Origin of the sequence: Pseudomonas sp. R11F (assembly GCF_050312575.1) — a bacterium.
GTDB classification, from domain to species: Bacteria; Pseudomonadota; Gammaproteobacteria; order Pseudomonadales; family Pseudomonadaceae; genus Aquipseudomonas; species Aquipseudomonas palleroniana.
This window is the reverse complement of the sequence record NZ_JBNPJU010000024.1, coordinates 122,920-142,847: the sequence shown is the minus strand read 5'-3', so window position 1 is coordinate 142,847 and position 19,928 is coordinate 122,920. Positions and strand designations below refer to the sequence as shown.

The 19,928-nt window shown below is 59.2% G+C and carries 20 protein-coding genes; 11 read left to right on the top strand and 9 right to left on the bottom strand.

Annotation, left to right across the window (positions count from 1 at the left end; all coding sequences use genetic code 11):
• Nucleotides 1-9 precede the first annotated feature (9 nt).
• Entirely contained in the window at nt 10-750 is a 741-nt protein-coding gene (gene ompR, locus ACQRBV_RS07790; RefSeq protein WP_090367501.1) for a two-component system response regulator OmpR, read from the top strand.
• Nucleotides 751-867: 117 nt separating this feature from the next.
• The gene (locus tag ACQRBV_RS07785) at nt 868-2,181 is read left to right on the top strand and encodes an ATP-binding protein (RefSeq protein ID WP_060754665.1); all 1,314 of its coding nucleotides are present in this window, start codon (nt 868-870) and stop codon (nt 2,179-2,181) included.
• Between the two features lie 81 nt (nt 2,182-2,262).
• On the opposite strand, the gene rimK is transcribed toward ACQRBV_RS07785, so the two are convergent.
• The 3 genes from rimK to ACQRBV_RS07770 are packed head-to-tail and all read right to left on the bottom strand — an operon-like array spanning nt 2,263 to nt 4,440.
• On the bottom strand, nt 2,263-3,168 hold the full coding sequence (gene rimK / locus ACQRBV_RS07780; protein ID WP_010214091.1) for a 30S ribosomal protein S6--L-glutamate ligase: 906 nt from the start codon (nt 3,166-3,168) through the stop codon (nt 2,263-2,265).
• Entirely contained in the window at nt 3,165-3,614 is a 450-nt protein-coding gene (locus ACQRBV_RS07775; protein ID WP_169868620.1) for an ATP-dependent zinc protease family protein, read from the bottom strand. The genes rimK and ACQRBV_RS07775 overlap by 4 nt, the downstream gene beginning before the upstream one ends.
• Before the next feature lie 46 nt (nt 3,615-3,660).
• Entirely contained in the window at nt 3,661-4,440 is a 780-nt protein-coding gene (locus ACQRBV_RS07770; RefSeq protein WP_060754664.1) for an EAL domain-containing protein, read from the bottom strand.
• 116 nt (nt 4,441-4,556) lie between these two features.
• Here ACQRBV_RS07770 and ACQRBV_RS07765 point away from each other — a divergent pair, with 116 nt between their 5' ends.
• The 3 genes from ACQRBV_RS07765 to ACQRBV_RS07755 all read left to right on the top strand — a co-directional run bounded on the left by ACQRBV_RS07765 (nt 4,557) and on the right by ACQRBV_RS07755 (nt 7,695).
• Nucleotides 4,557-4,964 carry an RNA-binding S4 domain-containing protein gene (locus ACQRBV_RS07765; protein WP_060754663.1) on the top strand — a complete coding sequence of 136 codons (408 nt, stop codon included), beginning with the start codon at nt 4,557-4,559 and terminating at the stop codon, nt 4,962-4,964.
• Between the two features lie 107 nt (nt 4,965-5,071).
• Nucleotides 5,072-5,974: an Hsp33 family molecular chaperone HslO gene (gene hslO, locus ACQRBV_RS07760; protein WP_060754662.1), complete on the top strand. Its 903-nt coding sequence runs from the start codon at nt 5,072-5,074 to the stop codon at nt 5,972-5,974.
• 179 nt (nt 5,975-6,153) lie between these two features.
• Nucleotides 6,154-7,695: a phosphoenolpyruvate carboxykinase gene (locus ACQRBV_RS07755; RefSeq protein ID WP_060754661.1), complete on the top strand. Its 1,542-nt coding sequence runs from the start codon at nt 6,154-6,156 to the stop codon at nt 7,693-7,695.
• A 103-nt stretch (nt 7,696-7,798) separates the two neighbouring features.
• Here ACQRBV_RS07755 and ACQRBV_RS07750 read toward each other — a convergent pair whose 3' ends face one another.
• Nucleotides 7,799-8,656 carry a DMT family transporter gene (locus ACQRBV_RS07750; RefSeq protein WP_244701516.1) on the bottom strand — a complete coding sequence of 286 codons (858 nt, stop codon included), beginning with the start codon at nt 8,654-8,656 and terminating at the stop codon, nt 7,799-7,801.
• 16 nt (nt 8,657-8,672) lie between these two features.
• The gene (locus ACQRBV_RS07745; RefSeq protein ID WP_411985334.1) at nt 8,673-9,029 is read right to left on the bottom strand and encodes a DUF1493 family protein; all 357 of its coding nucleotides are present in this window, start codon (nt 9,027-9,029) and stop codon (nt 8,673-8,675) included.
• Between the two features lie 578 nt (nt 9,030-9,607).
• Here ACQRBV_RS07745 and ACQRBV_RS07740 point away from each other — a divergent pair.
• The 3 genes from ACQRBV_RS07740 (at nt 9,608) to ACQRBV_RS07730 (ending at nt 13,400) form a co-directional block, all read left to right on the top strand.
• Nucleotides 9,608-10,783 (top strand): tetratricopeptide repeat protein, encoded by a 1,176-nt coding sequence (locus tag ACQRBV_RS07740; protein WP_060754658.1) that lies wholly within the window; start codon nt 9,608-9,610, stop codon nt 10,781-10,783.
• Nucleotides 10,784-11,008: 225 nt separating this feature from the next.
• Nucleotides 11,009-12,946 carry a RecQ family ATP-dependent DNA helicase gene (locus ACQRBV_RS07735; protein ID WP_411985333.1) on the top strand — a complete coding sequence of 646 codons (1,938 nt, stop codon included), beginning with the start codon at nt 11,009-11,011 and terminating at the stop codon, nt 12,944-12,946.
• Between the two features lie 22 nt (nt 12,947-12,968).
• Nucleotides 12,969-13,400 carry an acyl-CoA thioesterase gene (locus tag ACQRBV_RS07730; RefSeq protein WP_198760778.1) on the top strand — a complete coding sequence of 144 codons (432 nt, stop codon included), beginning with the start codon at nt 12,969-12,971 and terminating at the stop codon, nt 13,398-13,400.
• 40 nt (nt 13,401-13,440) lie between these two features.
• Here the strand turns inward: ACQRBV_RS07730 and ACQRBV_RS07725 are convergent, their stop codons facing one another.
• Nucleotides 13,441-13,923, bottom strand: coding sequence for a glycine zipper domain-containing protein (locus ACQRBV_RS07725; protein ID WP_060754655.1), 483 nt, complete (start codon nt 13,921-13,923; stop codon nt 13,441-13,443).
• 200 nt (nt 13,924-14,123) lie between these two features.
• Nucleotides 14,124-16,472, bottom strand: a complete 2,349-nt coding sequence (locus ACQRBV_RS07720) for an FdhF/YdeP family oxidoreductase (protein ID WP_244384631.1) — start codon at nt 16,470-16,472, stop codon at nt 14,124-14,126.
• Between the two features lie 230 nt (nt 16,473-16,702).
• Between ACQRBV_RS07720 and lysM the strand changes: the two genes are divergently transcribed.
• On the top strand, nt 16,703-17,143 hold the full coding sequence (lysM, locus tag ACQRBV_RS07715) for a peptidoglycan-binding protein LysM (RefSeq protein WP_411985332.1): 441 nt from the start codon (nt 16,703-16,705) through the stop codon (nt 17,141-17,143).
• A 47-nt stretch (nt 17,144-17,190) separates the two neighbouring features.
• On the opposite strand, the gene yrfG is transcribed toward lysM, so the two are convergent.
• On the bottom strand, nt 17,191-17,853 hold the full coding sequence (gene yrfG / locus ACQRBV_RS07710) for a GMP/IMP nucleotidase (RefSeq protein ID WP_090367477.1): 663 nt from the start codon (nt 17,851-17,853) through the stop codon (nt 17,191-17,193).
• A gap of 87 nt (nt 17,854-17,940) precedes the next feature.
• Here yrfG and nudE point away from each other — a divergent pair, with 87 nt between their 5' ends.
• Nucleotides 17,941-18,507, top strand: a complete 567-nt coding sequence (nudE, locus tag ACQRBV_RS07705; RefSeq protein WP_060754651.1) for an ADP compounds hydrolase NudE — start codon at nt 17,941-17,943, stop codon at nt 18,505-18,507.
• Entirely contained in the window at nt 18,504-19,340 is an 837-nt protein-coding gene (gene cysQ, locus ACQRBV_RS07700; protein ID WP_060754650.1) for a 3'(2'),5'-bisphosphate nucleotidase CysQ, read from the top strand. Before nudE ends, cysQ begins: the two co-directional genes overlap by 4 nt.
• 129 nt (nt 19,341-19,469) lie before the next feature.
• Here cysQ and ACQRBV_RS07695 read toward each other — a convergent pair whose 3' ends face one another.
• Nucleotides 19,470-19,925 carry a YiiD C-terminal domain-containing protein gene (locus ACQRBV_RS07695; RefSeq protein WP_411985331.1) on the bottom strand — a complete coding sequence of 152 codons (456 nt, stop codon included), beginning with the start codon at nt 19,923-19,925 and terminating at the stop codon, nt 19,470-19,472.
• Nucleotides 19,926-19,928 lie beyond the last annotated feature (3 nt).

Below are 19,928 nucleotides of genomic sequence, written 5' to 3'. Positions count from 1 at the left end.
GAGCATCCAATGAGCAGCACTGTACAAACTGCTGAAGGCGAAAAAATTCTCATCGTTGACGACGATCCAGGGCTGAGCAGCCTGCTGGAGCGCTTCTTCAACTCCAAGGGCTACCGTGCCCGCGCGGTGCCGAACACCGAGCAGATGGATCGCCTGTTGGGGCGCGAAGTGTTCAACCTGGTCGTACTCGACCTGATGCTGCCCGGCGAAGACGGCCTGACCGCGTGCAAGCGCCTGCGCGGTGCGAACAACCAGATTCCAATCATCATGCTGACCGCCAAGGGCGATGAGCTGAGCCGCATCAAGGGCCTTGAGCTTGGCGCTGATGATTACCTGGCCAAGCCATTCAACCCGGACGAATTGATGGCCCGGGTCAAGGCGGTATTGCGTCGCCAGGCTCCGCCGGTACCGGGCGCGCCAGGCAGCGAAGACGAAAGCGTCACTTTTGGCGACTACGAATTGTCGCTGGCCACCCGTGAACTCAAGCGTGGCGATGAAGTGCACATGCTGACTACCGGCGAATTCGCGGTCCTCAAGGCGTTGGTAATGAACGCACGCCAGCCATTGACCCGCGACAAGCTGATGAACCTGGCCCGTGGCCGGGAGTGGGATGCCCTGGAGCGTTCCATCGACGTGCAGATTTCCCGTCTGCGCCGGATGATCGAGCCTGATCCGTCCAAGCCGCGGTATATCCAGACGGTGTGGGGCGTGGGTTATGTATTCGTGCCGGATGGCAATAAAACCAGTTGATCCATGATTTGCAGGGGCGGGTATTTCGGTGTTTGGCTCCATGAGAGTCAACGGGATGCCCGGCGTCTGCAATTCTGCGAGCGCCCCTCGTTCCTGCAAGGTATCTAGCTGTCCTCTATGAAAACCCCGCTGTGGTTCCCGCAAAGTTTCTTTTCCCGCACGCTCTGGCTGGTGCTGATCGTCGTTCTGTTTTCCAAGGCCCTCACGCTGGTTTATCTGCTGATGAACGAAGACGTGCTGGTTGATCGGCAATACAGTCACGGCGTCGCCCTGACCCTGCGCGCCTATTGGGCTGCCGACCCGGAGAACCGCGAGAAGATCGCCAAGGCCGCGACGCTGGTTCGCGTGGCGGGTGCGGGTGTGCCGGAGGGCGAACAGCATTGGCCCTACAGCGAGATCTACCAGCGACAGATGCAGGCCGAGCTGGGGGACGACACCGAGGTGCGGCTGCGCATGCATGTGTCGCCTGCGCTATGGGTGAGGGCGCCCAGCCTGGGCCAGGATTGGCTGAAAGTACCGCTGTACCCGCATCCGCTGCGGGGGCAGAAGATCTGGAACGTGTTGGGATGGTTCCTGGCCATTGGTTTGCTTTCTACCGCATCCGCCTGGATTTTCGTGCGCCAGCTCAACCAGCCCCTGAAACGCCTGGTGTTCGCAGCCCGCCAACTGGGGCAGGGGCGTAGCGTGCGCCTGCCGGTCAGTGATACGCCCAGTGAGATGACTGAGGTGTACAGCGCGTTCAACCAGATGGCGGAGGATGTCGAGCAGGCGGGTCGCGAGCGCGAGCTGATGCTGGCGGGCGTATCCCATGACTTGCGCACGCCATTGACGCGCTTGCGGTTGTCCCTGGAATTGATGGGCAGTCACAACGATCTGACGGATGACATGGTCCGCGACATCGAGGACATGGACGCGATTCTCGATCAGTTCCTGGCGTTTATCCGTGATGGCCGCGATGAAGTGGTTGAAGAGGTCGACCTCACGGACCTGGTGCGTGAAGTCGTGGCCCCCTATAACCAGAACGGTGAGCAGGTGCGCATGCGTCTGGAGCCGATCCAACCGTTTGCGCTGCGTCGGGTGTCGATGAAGCGTCTGCTGAACAACCTCATCGGTAACGCCTTGCATCATGCCGGTTCAGATGTGGAAGTGGCGGCCTACGTGTCCGGCGACAGCGCCGCACCCTATGTCGTGCTGAGTGTGATGGACCGGGGTACGGGGATCGACCCGGCGGAACTGGAAGGTATCTTCAACCCCTTCACCCGTGGCGATCGTGCCCGTGGGGGCAAAGGCACGGGCCTGGGGTTGGCGATTGTGCGGCGGATTGCCTCGATGCACGGAGGCAATGTTGAGCTGCGTAATCGTGAGGAAGGTGGCCTGGAGGCTCGTGTGCGCCTGCCGCTTGGCTTGATGCTGCCTAGAGATGCGGTATAGGTATAGGAGCAGCTGCAAGCTATAAGCTACAAGCCACAAGAAAAAGCTGCCTGCCTTCTCTTGCAGCTTGCAGCTGCTTCATTAGCCCTTGCCTTTGGTTCGGGTCATATTCGGGCCGCCATTCTTCTCCAGATGCTGAATGATGATCCCCGCCACATCCTTGCCCGTGGTGGTCTCGATGCCTTCCAGGCCCGGTGACGAGTTCACCTCCATCACCAGGGGGCCATGGTTGGAGCGCAGGATATCCACACCCGCCACGCTCAACCCCATCACTTTGGCGGCGCGCAGCGCGGTCATGCGTTCTTCCGGGGTGATCTTGATCAGGCTGGCGCTGCCGCCGCGGTGCAGGTTGGAGCGGAACTCCCCTGGTTTGGCCTGGCGCTTCATCGCCGCAATCACTTTGTCGCCCACTACGAAGCAGCGGATATCCGCGCCACCGGCTTCCTTGATGTATTCCTGCACCATGATGTTCTGTTTGAGGCCCATGAATGCCTCGATCACCGATTCTGCGGCCGTTGCCGTTTCACACAGCACCACGCCAATCCCCTGGGTGCCTTCCAGCACCTTGATCACCAGCGGCGCGCCGTTGACCATGTCGATAAGGTCGGGGATGTCATCCGGTGAGTGGGCAAAGCCGGTAACCGGCAGGCCGATCCCCCGACGCGAGAGCAGTTGCAGCGAGCGCAGCTTGTCCCGCGAGCGTGCGATGGCTACCGATTCATTGAGGGGGAATACCCCCATCATTTCGAACTGACGCAACACCGCGCAGCCGTAGAAAGTGACCGACGCACCGATGCGCGGGATCACCGCATCAAAACCCTCCAGCGGTTTGCCCCGGTAATGGATCTGGGGCTTGTGGCTGGCAATGTTCATGTAGGCCCGCAACGTGTCGATCACCACCATTTCGTGGCCACGTTCGGTACCGGCCTCAACCAGGCGGCGGGTGGAATACAGACGCGGGTTTCGCGACAGCACAGCGATCTTCATGCAGCACCTGGGGCAGAAATAGTTGAGACCGGGAACACCGGCTTGTCTTGAACGTACTTGACGCCGGGATTGACCACCAACTGGCCGTCAATCAACGCCTTGGAACCGAGCAACAGGCGATAACGCATGGCCTTGCGGCAGGCCAGGGTGAACTCCACCCGCCATACCCGGTCACCCAGCGCCAACGTAGTGCTGATCACGTATCGCACCTGCGCATGCCCGTTGGAGCTCTTGATGGTTTTCATCGTCACCAGGGGCGCTTCACAACGGCGGTGACGCAGTTGCACAACGCTGCCCAGGTGCGCGGTAAAGCGAACCCACTTTTCACCGTCACGCTCAAAGGGCTCTATATCGGTGGCATGCAGGCTCGAGGTGCTGGCGCCGGTGTCGATCTTCGCGCGCAGGCCCGCCACCCCCAAATCAGGAAGGGCCACCCACTCGCGCAGACCCACAACGGTCAAATGGTCAAATGTCTTCAATATAGGTAACCGGTCAATTCGCCCAGGCGTGAGGGGAAACCTCGGCCAGGGCTTTGAATGCAGGCTTGGCGAACCAGAAGCCTTGCATCAGAAATATTCCGCAGTCGGACAGGAAGTCGCGCTCGCCGGCACTTTCAATGCCTTCGGCGATGACGGTAACGCCCAACTGCTCACAAATTGTGACAATCCCCTGGACGATCACCTGACGGACACGGTCCTGATCGACATCGCGGATCAGCGCCATGTCGAGTTTGATCAAGTCAGGTTGGAAATCGGCCAGCAGATTCAGCCCCGAATAGCCCGCGCCGAAATCGTCGATGGCGGTCTTGAAACCGAATTCGCGATATTCACGCAGAATATTCGTCAAATGGCGATAGTTATCTACATGCTCGTTTTCAAGTGTCTCGAAAATCAGCTGATCGAGCGGGAAGTTATGTGCCCGAGCCGCCTCCAGAGTGCTGCGGATACACAGCTCCGGCCGATAGACGGCATTGGGCATGAAGTTGATGGACAGGTGGGTTTGCATCCCCAATGCCGCTGCGCCGGCGATCGCCTGGGTGCGGCAACGCTGGTCGAAGCGGTAACGGTTGCTCTCGTTGACTTGCGCCAGTACCGATAGCGCCCCTTCGCCATTGACCCCCCGTACCAGGGCCTCGTTGGCGAAAATGGAATGATCGCGAAGGTCTACGATAGGCTGGTAGGCGAAAGCGAAGTCGAAACCCAGCGGCTCGCTTTGCTGGCAGCCCACGCAGCGTTGGCCAGGCGAGGTGAGTGAAACGGGGAAGTCGGTCACGGCGTATCCTCGCGAAAACAGGGTGCTACCTGGCGTATCTTAGGTGAGCCTTGGGGTTTATGCGTCGAAGGGGTTCAACGGTTAAGTTGCGACATTTTTCAGCGAGAGGAATTCAAGTGGCTCAGAAGCAGGAAGAGGACGAAAAAGTCCGTTTGGACAAGTGGCTATGGGCCGCACGTTTTTACAAGACCCGTGCCTTGGCCAAGGCCGCCATCGAGAGTGGCAAGGTGCATCACCGGGGCGAGCGCTGCAAACCGGGCAAGGAACCGCGCGTAGGGGATGAGTTCCAGATTCGTACCGGCTTTGATGAAAAGACCATTGTGGTTCAGGCTCTGTCGATTGTACGACGTGGCGCGCCCGAGGCTCAGACGCTGTATGCCGAGACTGATGCGAGTATCGCCAAGCGTGAGCATGCAGCAGCCATGCGCAAGGCGGGGGCTCTGGGGGTCAGTACCGATGGGAAACCGAGCAAGAAGCAACGCCGCGATCTGTTCAAGTTCCGTGGCAGTGGCGGTGACGAATAAAGTCGCCGGTAATCGCTTGGGGCTTCACTTGGCTTGGAACAAAACCGGATTGTTCATAAACTGCGTCATCTTCGCGTCAATATTATTCAACTCAGATACCCAGACCTATGACTGATCTACCGGATACCGACTTCACCCAACGCTTTATCTTCGACGAGACCGACGCCCGCGGCGAACTGGTCTCGTTGGAGCGCAGCTATGCCGAAGTCCTCGCCAAGCACCCCTATCCGGAGCCGGTCGCGCAACTGCTCGGCGAGCTGATGGCGGCGGCGGCGCTGCTGGTGGGTACGATGAAATTCGACGGTTTGCTGATCCTGCAAGCGCGTTCCGAAGGGCCGATTCCGCTGCTGATGATCGAGTGCTCCAGCGAGCGCGACATCCGTGGCCTGGCCCGCTACGACGCTGACCGGATTGCCGCGGACGCGTGCCTGGCCGACCTGATGCCCAATGGTGTACTGGCGCTCACCGTTGACCCGACCGAGGGCCAGCGCTATCAGGGGATTGTCGACCTCGATGGCGAAACCCTGTCGGACTGCTTCACCAACTACTTCGTGATGTCCCAGCAAGTCGGTACGCGTTTCTGGCTTAAAGCCGACGGCAAGCGTGCCCGTGGCCTGTTGCTGCAACAACTGCCGGCCGATCGCATCAAGGACGACGACGAGCGTGCCGAAAGCTGGCGCAACCTCACCGCACTGGCCGGCACCTTGACCACCGAAGAGTTGCTGGCGCTGGACAATGAAACCATCTTGCACCGCCTTTATCACGAAGAAGCTGTGCGGCTGTTCGATGCCCAAAGCCTGCGCTTCCATTGCAGCTGCTCGCGCGAGCGCTCGGCCAATGCTCTGGTCAGCCTGGGCCTTGAAGATGCACAGAATCTGGTGGTGGAACACGGCGGCCATATTGAAATCGACTGCCAGTTCTGCAACCAGCGCTACCTGTTCGATGCCGCTGATGTAGTCCAGTTATTCGCCGGCGCAGGCATCGACACCCCTTCCGACACCCGCCACTAAAACGGTTAAGCACAGGTAAATCACCTGACAAACGCCGGATTAGCGCAGTTCTGACGGGAGGGCCCTACTCTTTTTGGGCTTTTCTGGCATAATCCGGCCCACTTTTTTCGCGGTAGTAGTGCGCAACTTTCTACTACAAAACGTTTGGAGCACTCGGCTACAGGCCGACGGGGAACCTCATGACGCAAGCCAATAACGCTGTATACACCGATCTGAGTGTTGATGATCTGGTCAAAGAAGCCCTGCAGCGCGGTGAAGGCGTGCTTGCCGATACTGGCGCGCTGGTCGTAGAAACCGGTCACCGTACCGGCCGTTCGCCAGTCGATCGTTTCATCGTTGAAGAGCCTTCCACCCAGGACGCCATCGCCTGGGGCCCGATCAACCGCAAGTTCCCGGCCGACAAGTTCGACGCCCTGTGGGCGCGTGTCGAAGCCTTCAACAATGCGCAAGAGCATTTCGTTTCCCACGTTCACGTCGGTGCTGCGCACGATCACTACCTGCCCGTGAAAATGACCACCCAGACTGCCTGGCAGAACCTGTTCGGTCGTTGCCTGTTCATCAACCCGGCCCAGTACAACCCGGCCGGTCGTGAAGAGTGGCAGGTGCTTAACGTAGCCAACTTCGAGTGCGTGCCAGAGCGTGACGGCACCAACTCCGACGGTTGCGTGATCCTTAACTTCGCACAGAAAAAAGTGCTGATCGCCGGCATGCGTTACGCCGGTGAAATGAAGAAAGCCATGTTCTCGGTGCAGAACTTCCTGCTGCCGGCCGCCGACGTACTGCCGATGCACTGCGCCGCCAACATCGGCGAAGCCGGTGACGTGACCCTGTTCTTCGGTCTGTCGGGCACCGGTAAAACCACCCTGTCCGCCGACGAAAGCCGTTACCTGATCGGTGACGACGAACACGGTTGGGGCGAAGGCGTGGTGTTCAACATCGAAGGCGGTTGCTATGCCAAGTGCATCGACTTGTCCGAGAAGAACGAGCCGGTAATCTGGAAAGCCATCAAGCACGGTGCCGTGCTCGAAAACGTCGTGATCGACGACGCCAAGCACGCCGACTATGCCGATGTCAGCCTGACCCAGAACAGCCGCGCCGCCTACCCGCTGGAGCACGTGGCCAAGCGTTCCGAGAAGAACCTGGGCGGCGAGCCAAACGCTGTGATCTTCCTGACCTGCGACCTGACCGGCGTGCTGCCGCCAGTGTCCATCCTCAGCGAAGAGCAAGCGGCCTACCACTTCCTGTCCGGCTACACCGCTCTGGTGGGCTCGACCGAAATGGGTTCCGGCAGCGGCATCAAGTCGACCTTCTCCACCTGCTTCGGCGCGCCGTTCTTCCCACGCCCGGCCGGTGAATACGCAGAACTGCTGATCAAGCGCATCCGTGGCTTCGGCTCCAAGGTCTACCTGGTCAACACCGGCTGGACCGGTGGTGGTTATGGCGTCGGCAAGCGCTTCAACATCCCGACCACTCGCGGTGTGATTGCAGCGATCCAGAGCGGCGCGTTGATTGGTGCGCAAACCGAGCACCTCGACACCATCAACCTCGACGTGCCACTGGCCGTACCGGGCGTTGAAACCGGCCTGTTGAACCCACGTAACACCTGGGCCGACAAAGCTGCATACGACGAAGCGGCGAAGGCTCTGGCCGGCCTGTTCATCGAGAACTTCAAGAAGTTTGAAGTGAGCGATGCGATCAAGGCCGCGGGTCCCAAGTTGTAAGGTTCGAACGTTGTAAAAAAGCCGCCCCTAGTGGGCGGCTTTTTTATTTTTGAAGTTTTGGGGCTTCTTCGATCAGAGACCTTCAATCTCTTGCTGCCTCGATCTATAGGTGCAAGATAATCGCCCCGACCAGCACTAACGCAACCCCTGACACCTGCACCGCCGACAGCCGTTCCTTGAAGAACACAAACCCCAGAATCGCTGCAATCCCGCCCGACAAAGTACTGATCACCGTCACTACTGACACCGACCCCGCCATCGCTCCCCACGAAAACGCCGAGAAACCGCCCAGGTTCATCAAACTCGCCCCGGTCAATGCCGCGCAGTTTTTTAGCGGCGGGATTTTCAAACCGTCCTTGATGTTAAGCACCATAACCACCAGCACGCACAGACCCACCAGGTAGCCGAGCCACAGCATAATGATTGGCCCCAGCACCGGCAGTGTGTAGCGGCCTTGCAGCCAGAAACTGGTGCCATACAGCAACGCGGCGAGCATGGCGTAGGCGATGGAAAGGCGTGGGTTGTTGTGGGGGAGGTCGTTGTCCTTGTGGATGCTGGAGAGCATCACTCCGACCACGCACAGGGCGATGCAGCCCAGTTGCGTCAGGCTGATGTGCTCACCGCTGGCCCAAGACAGCAAGGTGGTCACCACGCCGTAGGACGTCACCAGCGGCGCGACGATGGCCGCTTTGCCGAGGGCGAAGGCCTTGGACAGCGCAAGGGCCCCGGAAACAGTGAGCAGGGCGGCGGCGATGCCCAGGAGCCAGACGCTCAGCGGGGCATCCAGGGATTTGAACAAGAGGCTGGGGAGAATGACCAAGAACAGCGTCATGATCAGGAAACCCAGGGCTTGGCCGAAATAGACGGCGCGTTTAACGCCCACGGCTCGGGCGTTGAGACCCACGAGAAAATCCGTGCCGCCCCAGAGCAGAGCTGCCAGCAGGCCCATTATTACGTCCATGTAAGGTCCTTGTGTTTCAGCTCAGGTTTTCCAGCGTTTGCGTGTCCCAGCTTTGGGTCTTGATAGCCAGGTACAGCATACCGATCGTCAGCGGCACTTTGTCACCTCGTCCCTTGGCTCGACGTTTGAGAAACACATCAAACACCGGGGGGTTGAAGTAACGATAAGTGTCGAAGTCGCTCAGGTCGAGCGCGAATTCCTGTTCCAGTGCTTCCATCAGTAGTTTGGCTTCTCCACCGTCGCAACCCAGGTCGAGGTTGATCGAGGTTTCCAGGCGAAGGGTCTTGTGTTCCGGCAGGCCGATTTCTTCGTGCAGCAGTTGCAGGAGGTGCTGCATAACAACGTCTTCGGGGAAGTTGGGGGCGAGGTTCATTGGTAGGGGGCACGCAGAAGTGGGTGAGGATAGGCGTTATGGGCCTGGCAAGAATAGAAACAGAGGAAATCGCTGAAGACAATGGCAACCTCGGGAAGACGAAATATCCAGGGCATTGCACAGGGGCATGAAGGCTTGGCAGTGATTCAACAGGCAACACTGGTCTTTGAGCGAGCTTGCTCGCGAAAAACCAAAGGAGGCCGCGCGCCTTCTGGTTTACCGCGTCATCGTTGACGATTTTCGCGAGCAAGCTCGCTCCTACACAGGGTGTCGCTTAGATTTGCGGTTGTGCGGGTTGCAGTTGAACGTGTTGCGCAGCTTCCAGCAGGTCCGTGGCTGCGCAAATGCGTTGATGGGCGGCGGACTGTGAGCGGGTTGGCCAGCCGGAAACAGCACTCCGACACGTCCGAAGACGTCCCCTACACAGCCGCCATAGCACTGCGATACATCAGCGAGCAGGCGGGATAAAAACCACGTCACATTCTGTATAAAAAAAACGCAAGCAGTCTGAATTCAGCGTATGTTTCACCGCAAAATCTCGTAGGGCGATTCCGCCCACCACTTAAAGGGAGTTAAGCATGGGTTTGCTTCGTGTCGCCTCGGCGATGTCATTGTGTGCGGTGGCGTTTTCAATTCAAGCCGAGCAATTGCCGATTGAGGTGCTCAGTGCGGTGGTCAAGGACCAGAAGATTGCCGATGCCGAAGTGCTGTTGCAGCGTAATGGTGCGCAAAACGTCGTGGGCCGTACCAACGCCCAGGGCCAGGTGACACTGACCAGCGAAGCGGCCGACGATGCGTCCAACCTGCTGATCATCAAAAAAGCCGGCTACTCGAATCTGGTGGTGAAGTGTCCTTGCGCAGGGATGACCTACGCCATCAGCCCGGTCATGGAAAACCTCGACGGCCTGCGGGTCGTGCTGACCTGGGGCAAAACCCCGGAAGACCTCGACTCTCACATGATCTTCCCTGGTAACAATATCTTCTTCGGCAACCAGAAAGGCACCGACGCCGAACTGGATGTGGATGACACCGACAGCTACGGCCCGGAAACCATCACCCTGCAGAAAAAGCACTACGGCGAAAGTTATGTCTACGCCGTGCATGACTTCACCAATAGCGGCAATCCAGGCTCTCGCCAGCTGTCCAACAGTGAGGCCAAGGTGTTCGTATACATGGGCCAATCCCTGGTACGCACCTACTACGTGCCGAAGAACCGTAGCGGTAACTTGTGGACGGTCTTCCGCATGACCGGCAGCGGTGATTTCCAGGACATCAACAATTTCAGTGGTGTGCAAGTCGATGCTCCGAACGTCCTCAACGAAGTCAAAGCGTTGCTGGATGACAGCGTTGCAGTGACCGCGGTGGCCGTCAGCTCTTCCGCACAAACCGATGCGAAGCGTCTGAACGTGCAGGGTGAAGCAGCCTACCAGGCAGGTAATCTGGACCAGGCCATCGAGCTGTTCCGTCAAGCCATCGAGTTGGATAACGGCTTCGGTAAAGCCTATGGCAACCTGGGCCTGGCGTATCAGAAGGCCGGTAACACCGCCGAGTCGATCTGGGCCAACCGCAAGGCTATCGCCCTGGCTACCGGTGCGAACGCTGCAACCGTGCGTGCAGGGGCCTACTACAACATTGCGCGCATCTACGAAGCTGCAGGGCAGTTCCCGGACGCCTTGCGTCACTACCAGTTAGCCAAGGAGCAGAAGGCCAACCCGGTGTATGACACGGCGATCGAGCGGGTACAGAACCGCTGATTCAGCCCCTGCTGTAGAACTAAGAATGTGGGGTGGGGTTTGCTCCCTCCCACATTTGGATCTGTATCTTTCCTGCCGGCACCTCGGATTATTCCCCCTTCGGCCCTGGGCCATCCCTGACCCCATGTATCATCCTGTCTCTTTTTACTTGCGACCTTTCTCGATTCGCTGAGATTCACAGGCTATGTTTTCCAGCCATCTCAACAGTCAATGGAGTGACAGCCTATGCACGACACCCTCCAACAGGTCTTCGGTTATCCACAGTTCCGCCCGGGCCAGGAACAAACGGTCAGGGCCGTGCTGGCCGCCCGTTCGGCAGCCGCGATCTTCCCTACAGGGTCGGGCAAGTCCTTGTGTTACCAGCTATCGGCCGTGCTGCTTCCGCATCTGACGTTGGTGGTGTCGCCGTTGTTGGCGTTGATGCAGGATCAATTGGGCTTTCTGCAGCGTCACGGGATTTCAGCCGGCAGTATCGACTCGGCCCAGAGCCGCGATGAGGCCAATGAGGTAATGGCCCGTGCTCGCTCGGGCGAGCTGAAAATCCTGATGATTTCCGTGGAGCGCTTGAAGAACGAGCGTTTTCGTAATTTCCTGCAAAGCGTGCAGATCTCTCTGCTGGTGGTGGACGAGGCGCACTGTATTTCGGAGTGGGGCCATAACTTCCGCCCGGACTATTTGAAGCTTCCAGACTACCAACGGCAGTTCAATATCCCACAGGCGCTGCTGCTGACGGCCACGGCCACGCCCAAGGTGATTGCCGACATGCAGGCCAAGTTCAGCATTGCACCGCAGGATGTGGTGACCACTGGTTTCTACCGGCCCAACCTCAATTTGCTGGTGGAGCCGGTAAGCGGCCCCGACAAGCGTCGGCGTTTGGTCGAGTGGATGAGCGAGCGCGCCAACCAGCCGAGCATCGTCTATGTCACCCTGCAGAAGACCGCCGAGCAGATTGCCGAGCACCTGAATCGCAATGGCATCCAGGCTCAGGCCTACCATGCCGGTTTGCCCCACGATAAACGTGAGGGCATCCAGCAACGCTTCATGGGTGGACGCTCCAATTGCATCGTCGCCACCATCGCGTTTGGCATGGGCATCGACAAAAGTGATATCCGCAATGTGGTGCACTTCGACTTGCCCAAGTCCATTGAGAACTACAGTCAGGAAATCGGCCGTGCCGGGCGCGACGCTCAAGCCTCCGACTGCCTGGTACTGGCTAACCGCGACAGCCTCAACGTGCTGGAAAATTTCGTCTACGGTGATACACCCGAGCAAGAGGGCATTCTGCGTGTGCTGGAGGCATTGCAGGCGGCGCGGCCAGAGGGGCAATGGGAGTTTTTGCTGAGGTCATTGTCTGAGCACAGCAATATCCGCGAGTTGCCGCTCAAGACGTTGCTGGTGCAGTTGGAACTCAAGGGCGTGATTGCGCCGCGCTACGCGTTCTATGCTGAATACCGTTTCAAATACCTGGTCGAACCTGAGGCGTTGCTGGCAAGGTTTTCGGGGGAGCGACAACAGTTCGTCGCAGCGATCATCGAGGTGTGCAAGCGTGCGCGAACCTGGGCGACGGTGGATTTTGACGCGCTGTATCAGCAGCACAACGCCGAACGCAATCGAGTGGTGAAAGCCCTGGATTACTTTCAGGAGCAAGGCTTGATCGAACTCGAAAGCAAGCAGATGACCGAGGTCTACAGCCTGCTCGATACCGACTTTGATCCACAGGCCTTGAGCGCCGAGTTATACACAGGCTTCAAGCAGCACGAGGTTACCGAGGTGGCGCGGATTCACGCCATGCTGGATCTGTTCGCCACCGAACGCTGCCTGGGGCAGCGCCTGGCCGAATATTTTGGCGACGAAAACGCACCTCAACGTTGCGGGCACTGTTCGGTATGCCACGGCCGTGTGGCGCACCTTCCGCCACCGCCAAGCTTACCGCCCCTTGTGGATAAAAATTTCATGGAGCTGTGCGGGGATTTTATCCACAGGCATCATGCATTGACGGGCCAATTGCCCGGCTCCGAGCGGTTGACGCGGTTTCTCGGTGGTATCAGCGTGCCCTTGTTCAATTCATTGAAGGCGCGGGGTATCCCGGGGTTTGCTGCGCTGGAGGATTACCCTTACGCCGAAGTGCGCGAATGGGCCGAAGCCCATCTGAAGCGCCTGTAAATTCACTTCACGAGACGCGCCCATGCCTGATTCAGTGCCAACACGTGCCGACTACCCCCACTTGCAACCGATTATCACACGTTGGCACGACAACGATGTGTACGGCCATGTGAACAACGTCACCTACTACAGCTTCTTCGACACCACGGTGAATACCTACCTGATCGAACAGGGAGGGTTGGATATTCATGACGGTGAAGTGGTGGGATTTGTGGTGAGTTCTGCGTGCGACTATTTCGCGTCCGTTGCCTTTCCCGAGCGCATTGACGTCGGCTTGCGGGTGGGCAAGTTGGGCAATAGCTCAGTGCAGTATGAATTGGCGGTGTTCAAGGCGGGCGAGGAGGACGCCTGCGCGGCGGGGCGTTTTGTACATGTGTTCGTGGATCGAGGGTCGAACCAGCCGGTCACTATTCCGGGGATGTTGCGCGAGGCATTGCAGCGTTTGGTGGTGTAGGCGCGCACGCCTACACCCAGGCCGAAGGCTTCAGGCCTTATCAATCATCATAACGGTGGTGATGCTTGTTCTTGCGATGCCCATAAGCATGACCGCGCCCGCGATGGTCATCACGGTCGTAGCGACGGTTGTCACGGCCACGGTAATGGCGGTCTTCGTCATCGCTCTTGTTGCCCATGTAGTTGCCCAGTGCGCCACCTGCGCCGCCGCCGGCTGCTGCGCCGATCAGGCTACCGGTGCTGCCGCCGACACTGCGGCCAACCACGTTGCCGCCTGCTGCGCCCAGTGCGCCACCAATGGCGGCTTCGCCACGGCTGCGTTTGTCGGCGCCGACCGCACTGCCACCTGCGCCGCCCAATGCCGCACCGATGGTCGAACCGGTGTTGCCGCCTAGCTGCTGGCCAACAACTGAACCTAGAACCCCGCCCAATGCGCCGCCCACGCCTGCTTCGGCGGTGCCACCGGCCATGGCTGCGCCACTGACCAGGCCAAGGGACAACAAGAGAATCGAGGAGAACTTCATTAGGGAGACCTCAAGAGGATGACGGCGCGATCTTGGGGCTGTATCGATACTGTGACAATAGAAATCCGACCAGTAGCACGAGTTGTACACAATTCTATAACTTACTGTTTTTACTGGGGAACTTAAGTCTTTTTTATGAGTCTTTAGCTACTTGGGAAAGGCCGCTTTTATGCAAAAGCGGCCTTTTTTGTGCCTGGAATTTACGCCGAGCGCGCCATGATCAGGCCGTCGTCACTCGCCGCCTCCAGGCAAATAGCCACGAACTTCGATGTCGGTGTATGGCTGCCATCCCCGGTGCTTTCCAGTGGCACCAGCGGGTTCACTTCCGGGTAGTAAGCGGCTGCCTGCCCTGCCGGGATATCAAATGCGAGCAAGGTGAAGCCCTTCACACGGCGCTCACGCCCGTCTTCCCACAGCGACACGATGTCGGCCTTCTGCCCTGGCTTGAAGCCCAGGCGGATGATGTCGGCTTCGTTGACAAAGAGCACGTCACGCTGGCCTTTCACCCCACGGTAGCGGTCATCCAGGCCGTAAATAGTGGTGTTGTACTGATCATGGGAACGCATTGACTGCATGATCAGGTCCGGCACGCGGCCGGTCGCATGGGTGCGCTCGTGAATCAGGTCTTCAGGCAGAATGTTAGGACGGAAGTTGGCGCGGCCCGAAGGGGTGTTCCAGCGACGCGCGCCGGCAGCGTTGCCCAGGTAGAAACCGCCCGGATGCTTGATGTTTTCGTTGAAGTCCTTGAAGCCCGGGATGGTGTCGGCGATCAGGTCGCGAATGCGTCCGTAGTCAGCCACCAGCCAGTTCCAATCCACCGGCTTGCTGCCCAGGGTAGCGGCGGCGATACCGGCCAGGATCGCAGGTTCGGATTTCATCAACTTCGACAACGGTTGCAGCTGGCCATTGGAGCCGTGAACCATGCTGAACGAGTCTTCCACGGTGACCGCTTGCGGGCCGTTGGCCTGGATGTCGATATCGGTACGGCCCAGGCATGGCAGGATCAGCGCATCCTTGCCGTGCATCAGGTGGCTGCGGTTGAGCTTGGTGCTGATCTGCACCGTCAGGTCGCAGTTGCGCAGGGCCTGGAAGGTACGCAGGCTGTCTGGCGTGGCTTGTGCGAAGTTGCCGCCCAGGCCGATAAACACTTTGGAACGGCCTTCGAGCATGGCGTGGATCGCTTCGACCACGTTGTGACCGTTGGTGCGTGGCACCTGGAACTGGAAGCGGCGCTCCAGAGCATCAAGGAAGGCCACCGGCGGGCGTTCGTTGATGCCCATGGTGCGGTCACCCTGCACGTTACTGTGGCCACGCACCGGGCACAGGCCGGCGCCTGGACGACCGATGTTGCCGCGCAGCAGCATCAGGTTGGCAATTTCCTGGATGGTGGGTACCGAGTGGCGGTGTTGGGTGATGCCCATCGCCCAGCACATGATTACGTTCTTGCCTGTGGCGTACATTCGCGCCGCTTGCTCGATTTCCACCAGAGTCAGGCCGGACTGCTTGACGATTTCATCCCAGGAGGTGTCGTCGATCTGGCCCAGGTAATCGAGCACGTTGGCGGTGTGGGCGTTGAGGAAATCGTGATCGAACACGGCTTCCTTACCTTCAGCCTGGGCCTGGCGCTCCCACAGCAGCAGGAACTTGGCCATGCCGCGAAGGATGGCCATGTCGCCGCCCAGTGCGGGGCGGAAATAGGCGGTGTTGGTCGGCTTATCGCCGTTGGTCAGCATTTCCAGCGGATGTTGCGGATGCTGGAAGCGCTCCAGGCCGCGCTCCTTGAGCGGGTTGATGCACACCACCTGAGCGCCACGCTTGACGGCTTCGCGCAGCGGTTCAAGCATGCGCGGGTGGTTGGTGCCGGGGTTCTGGCCCCAGACGAAAATCGCGTCGGCATGTTCGAAGTCATCGAAGGTCACGGTGCCTTTGCCCACGCCCACGCTCTGGGCCAAAGCCACGCCGCTGGCCTCGTGACACATGTTCGAACAATCCGGGAAGTTGTTGGTGCCGTAGGCGCGCACGAACAGCTGATACAGGTAGGCCGCTTCGTTGCTGGCCCGGCCCGAGGTGTAAAACTCGGCCATGTCCGGGCTGGGCAGTGCGTTGAGGTGTTTGCCGATCAGCTCGAAGGCGGCTTCCCAACTGATGGGCTTGTAGCGGTCCGTCTCGGCGTCATAGCGCATCGGCTCGGTGAGGCGGCCTTGGTACTCCAGCCAATAGTCACTCTGTTCCAGCAACGCGCTGACACTGTGCTTGGCAAAGAAAGCCGCGTCGACACGGCGTTTGGTGGCTTCCCAATTGACCGCCTTGGCGCCGTTCTCGCAGAACTTGACCATGCCGCTTTCCGGCGAATCGCCCCAGGCGCAGCCTGGGCAGTCAAAGCCGCCGTTCTGGTTGGTCTTGAGCATCATGCGCAGGTTTTTCAGCGCGTTGTCGCTGGTCAGCCAGGCTTGCGCCACGCTGATCAGTGCGCCCCAGCCACCGGCCGGGCCTTTATAGGGCTTGTAGCGCGGGGTAGGGGTTTGGTCGGCTTGGTGATGATTGCTCATGGCGGGTCTCCATCGCAGGGCTGTAAACCCGCGCGTACTACTCTGCGGCAGTGCTACCAGCGGATTGATCTAGGCTTAGACTAGGCGCGACAAAGGGTCGCGTCTAATTGCCAGTATTGATCTATTGATAGATGGCGTCGATCACGGGTCTTTGGTCGGCGTGGAACCCAAGTCTGTAGGACTGGTCTAGTCTTGGGCATCTGGAAACCAAATCCCAAGGAGAGCGCACTATGAGTATTCTCAGTTTTGTTAAGGAAGCAGGCGAAAAGCTGATCAATCTGCTGACGCCCGGTAATGCCAGCGCCAGTGACGAGCTGAAAAAGCATATCCAGGATGTCGGGCTGGGTAATCCGAACGTGCATGCCACCGTTGACGGTGACAAGGTCACGATTACCGGTGAAGTGGCCAGCCAGGAAGAGAAAGAAAAAATCATCCTGGCGGCAGGCAATATTGCCGGCGTAGCCAGTGTGGATGATCAAATCACTGTATCCGGGCCAGCTGTTGCGGCTGCCCGTTTCGTCGTAGTGAAAAAAGGTGACACCCTCAGCGCGATCTCGCTGGCGGTGTACGGTAATGCCAACCAGTACAACAAGATCTTTGAGGCCAACAAGCCGTTGTTGTCGCATCCCGACAAGATCTACCCAGGGCAGACGCTGCGTATTCCTGAGTAACAGGCTGGTCCTGATGAGGGAGGGGGGCAACCCCCTCCCTCATTGCGTTAAAGGCCGGCAATCAGATCACGGTAGTCTCCGACGGCGGCAAACTCTGCGGTGTCCTTGGGGCCTTTTCGGCTGTCCGGTTCTCTCACTGCCAGCAAATGGCTCACCCCGAAATCCCGGGCGCTGCGCAGGATCGGCAAGGTGTCGTCGATAAACAGGCTGCGTGCCGGGTCGAAGCCGATGTCGGCGTGCAGGGCGTGCCAGAACTGCGGGTTTTCCTTGGCGAAGCCATAGTCGTGGGAACTGATCAAACGCTCGAAATACGGCGCCAGTTCAATGCGTTCCAACTTCAATGACAACGAATCACGATGAGCATTGGTGATCAGGATCACGCGCTTGCCGGCCTGCTTGATCGCCGCCAGAAAAGTGTCCGCATCCGGGCGCAAGGCGATCAGGTGGGCGGTTTCCAGCTTGAGCTCACGCACCGGAATGTTCAGCTCCGTGCTCCAGAAATCCAGGCAATACCATTGCAACTGTCCGGCGTTACGCTCGAACAGAGGCTGCAACTCCATCTCGGCCATGGCGCGGCTCACCCCATGCAGCTCGGCATAGCGCTGGGGCAGGTGCTCCATCCAGAAGTGGTTGTCGTAATGCAGGTCGAGCAAGGTGCCGTCCATGTCCAGCAAGACGGTGTCGATGGCGTGCCAGGGCAAAGAGGGCATGGGGCGGTCTCATGTAAGTAAAGATATCCGACACAGACAATCGGAAAAGCCACGGTATAGTAACCCGATCACGCCAAGGAGCCGCTTATGCGCCAGAAACCCACCGTTCTCGCCCGAGAAATAGTCGCCAGTAGCCGTTTGTTCCGCGTGGAGGAAGTGCAATTGCGCTTTTCCAATGGCGTTGAGCGCACCTACGAACGCCTGGTGGGGCGCGGTACCGGTTATGGGGCGGTGATGATTGTGGCGATGATTGATGCCGATCATGCGTTGCTGGTGGAAGAGTACTGCGGCGGTACCGATGAATATGAGTTGTCCCTTCCCAAGGGATTGATCGAGCCCGGTGAAGACGTGCTGGCGGCGGCAAACCGCGAACTCAAGGAAGAAGCCGGCTATGGCGCGCGTCAACTGGAACATCTCACCGAACTCTCGCTGTCGCCTGGTTATATGAGCCAGAAAATCCAGGTGGTATTGGCCACCGATCTCTACGAAGAACGCCTGGAAGGCGATGAGCCAGAGCCGATGCGGGTGGACCGGGTCAACCTGCGCGAGCTGTCGCAGTTGGCACAGAACGAGCAGTTCAGCGAAGGCCGCGCCCTGGCCGCGTTGTATCTGGTGCGAGACCTGTTGACCCAGCGTGGAGCGTTTATCGTATGAGCGAACTGTTTCTGGGCCATCCGTTTATCGCTCCTGTGATCGAGCTGGCCCGCCAGGCCGGTGAGGTCATCCTGCCTTACTGGCGGGCCGATGTTGCCGTCACCTCCAAGGCTGACGACTCCCCCGTGACGGCGGCGGACCTGGCCGCTCACCATCTGATTCTGGCCGGCTTGACCGCGCTGGACCCGAGTATTCCGGTGCTGTCCGAAGAGGACGCGAATATAGACCAGAGCGTACGTGCCGGCTGGCAGCGGTGGTGGCTGGTGGACCCGTTGGATGGCACCAAGGAATTTATCGGCGGCAGTGAAGAGTTCACCGTCAACATCGCGCTGGTTGAGCAGGGCCGCGTGGTATTTGGCGTGGTCTCCATGCCGACCAGTGGTCGCTGTTATTTCGGTGGCGCGGGCCTGGGCGCCTGGCGTTCCGATGTAAATGAAGCGCCCAGGCAGATTCAGGTGCGCGAGGCACCGGCAGTCGGCGAACCCTTTACGGTGGTTGCCAGTCGTCGCCATACCAGCCCTGAGCAGGAGCGCCTGCTGGACGGTTTGAGCGCCGGGTTGGGCGAGCTGAAGCTGGCCAATATCGGCAGTTCGTTGAAGTTTTGCCTGTTGGCCGAGGGCAGTGCCGATTGCTACCCGCGGCTGGCGCCGACGTCGCAATGGGACACTGCCGCTGCTCAAGGTGTGCTCGAAGGCGCAGGCGGTGAAGTGTTGGAGTTGAGTGGCGAGCCGTTCAGTTACCCGGCCCGGGAATCATTGCTGAATCCGTTCTTCCTGGCTCTGCCGGCCAAGGCGGCCTGGCGTGAGCGATTGCTGGCCCTGGCCCGCCGTTAAGATCTCACACGCCAAAATGTGGGAGGGGGTTTGCTCCCGATAGCGGTGGGCCAGTCGACATATTCGTTTACTGAGACAGCGCTATCGGGAGCAAGCCCGCCTCCCACATTCAGTTTTGCGTCGTAGCATCTAGCGGTGCAGGACGTACTGCCCAGTGAAGGCCACAGCGCGATCTGCACTGCCCTCGTTCACAATCCACGTTTCCAGCATCAGGCGTGCACGGCCATAGCGCTTGTACGTCGCCACGAAGCGCTTCCACACCTTTTCTTCGGGGGCAGGGCACACTACGGTGGCATCCCGTGTGACCGGCAGCGGATAACTGATCTGTCCTTCCTGGATGACGATGTGCCCATCCTCAACCCCTTCTTCACGCAGCTTCAAGTGCAACCAGCCCCAGCCGGCCAATACCGCGCCGCAGTAGAGACTGCCGCCAAACATGGTGCTCTTGTGGTTGATGTTGGCCTGCAACGGCAGATGCAGCGCCAATTGGCCCTGTTGCCAGTCGAGTACCTTGAGACCCATTTCCCGGGTGAGGGGGATGTCATGGTGCAGCACGGATTCCAGGTAACGGCTGTCGCGGTTCATGTG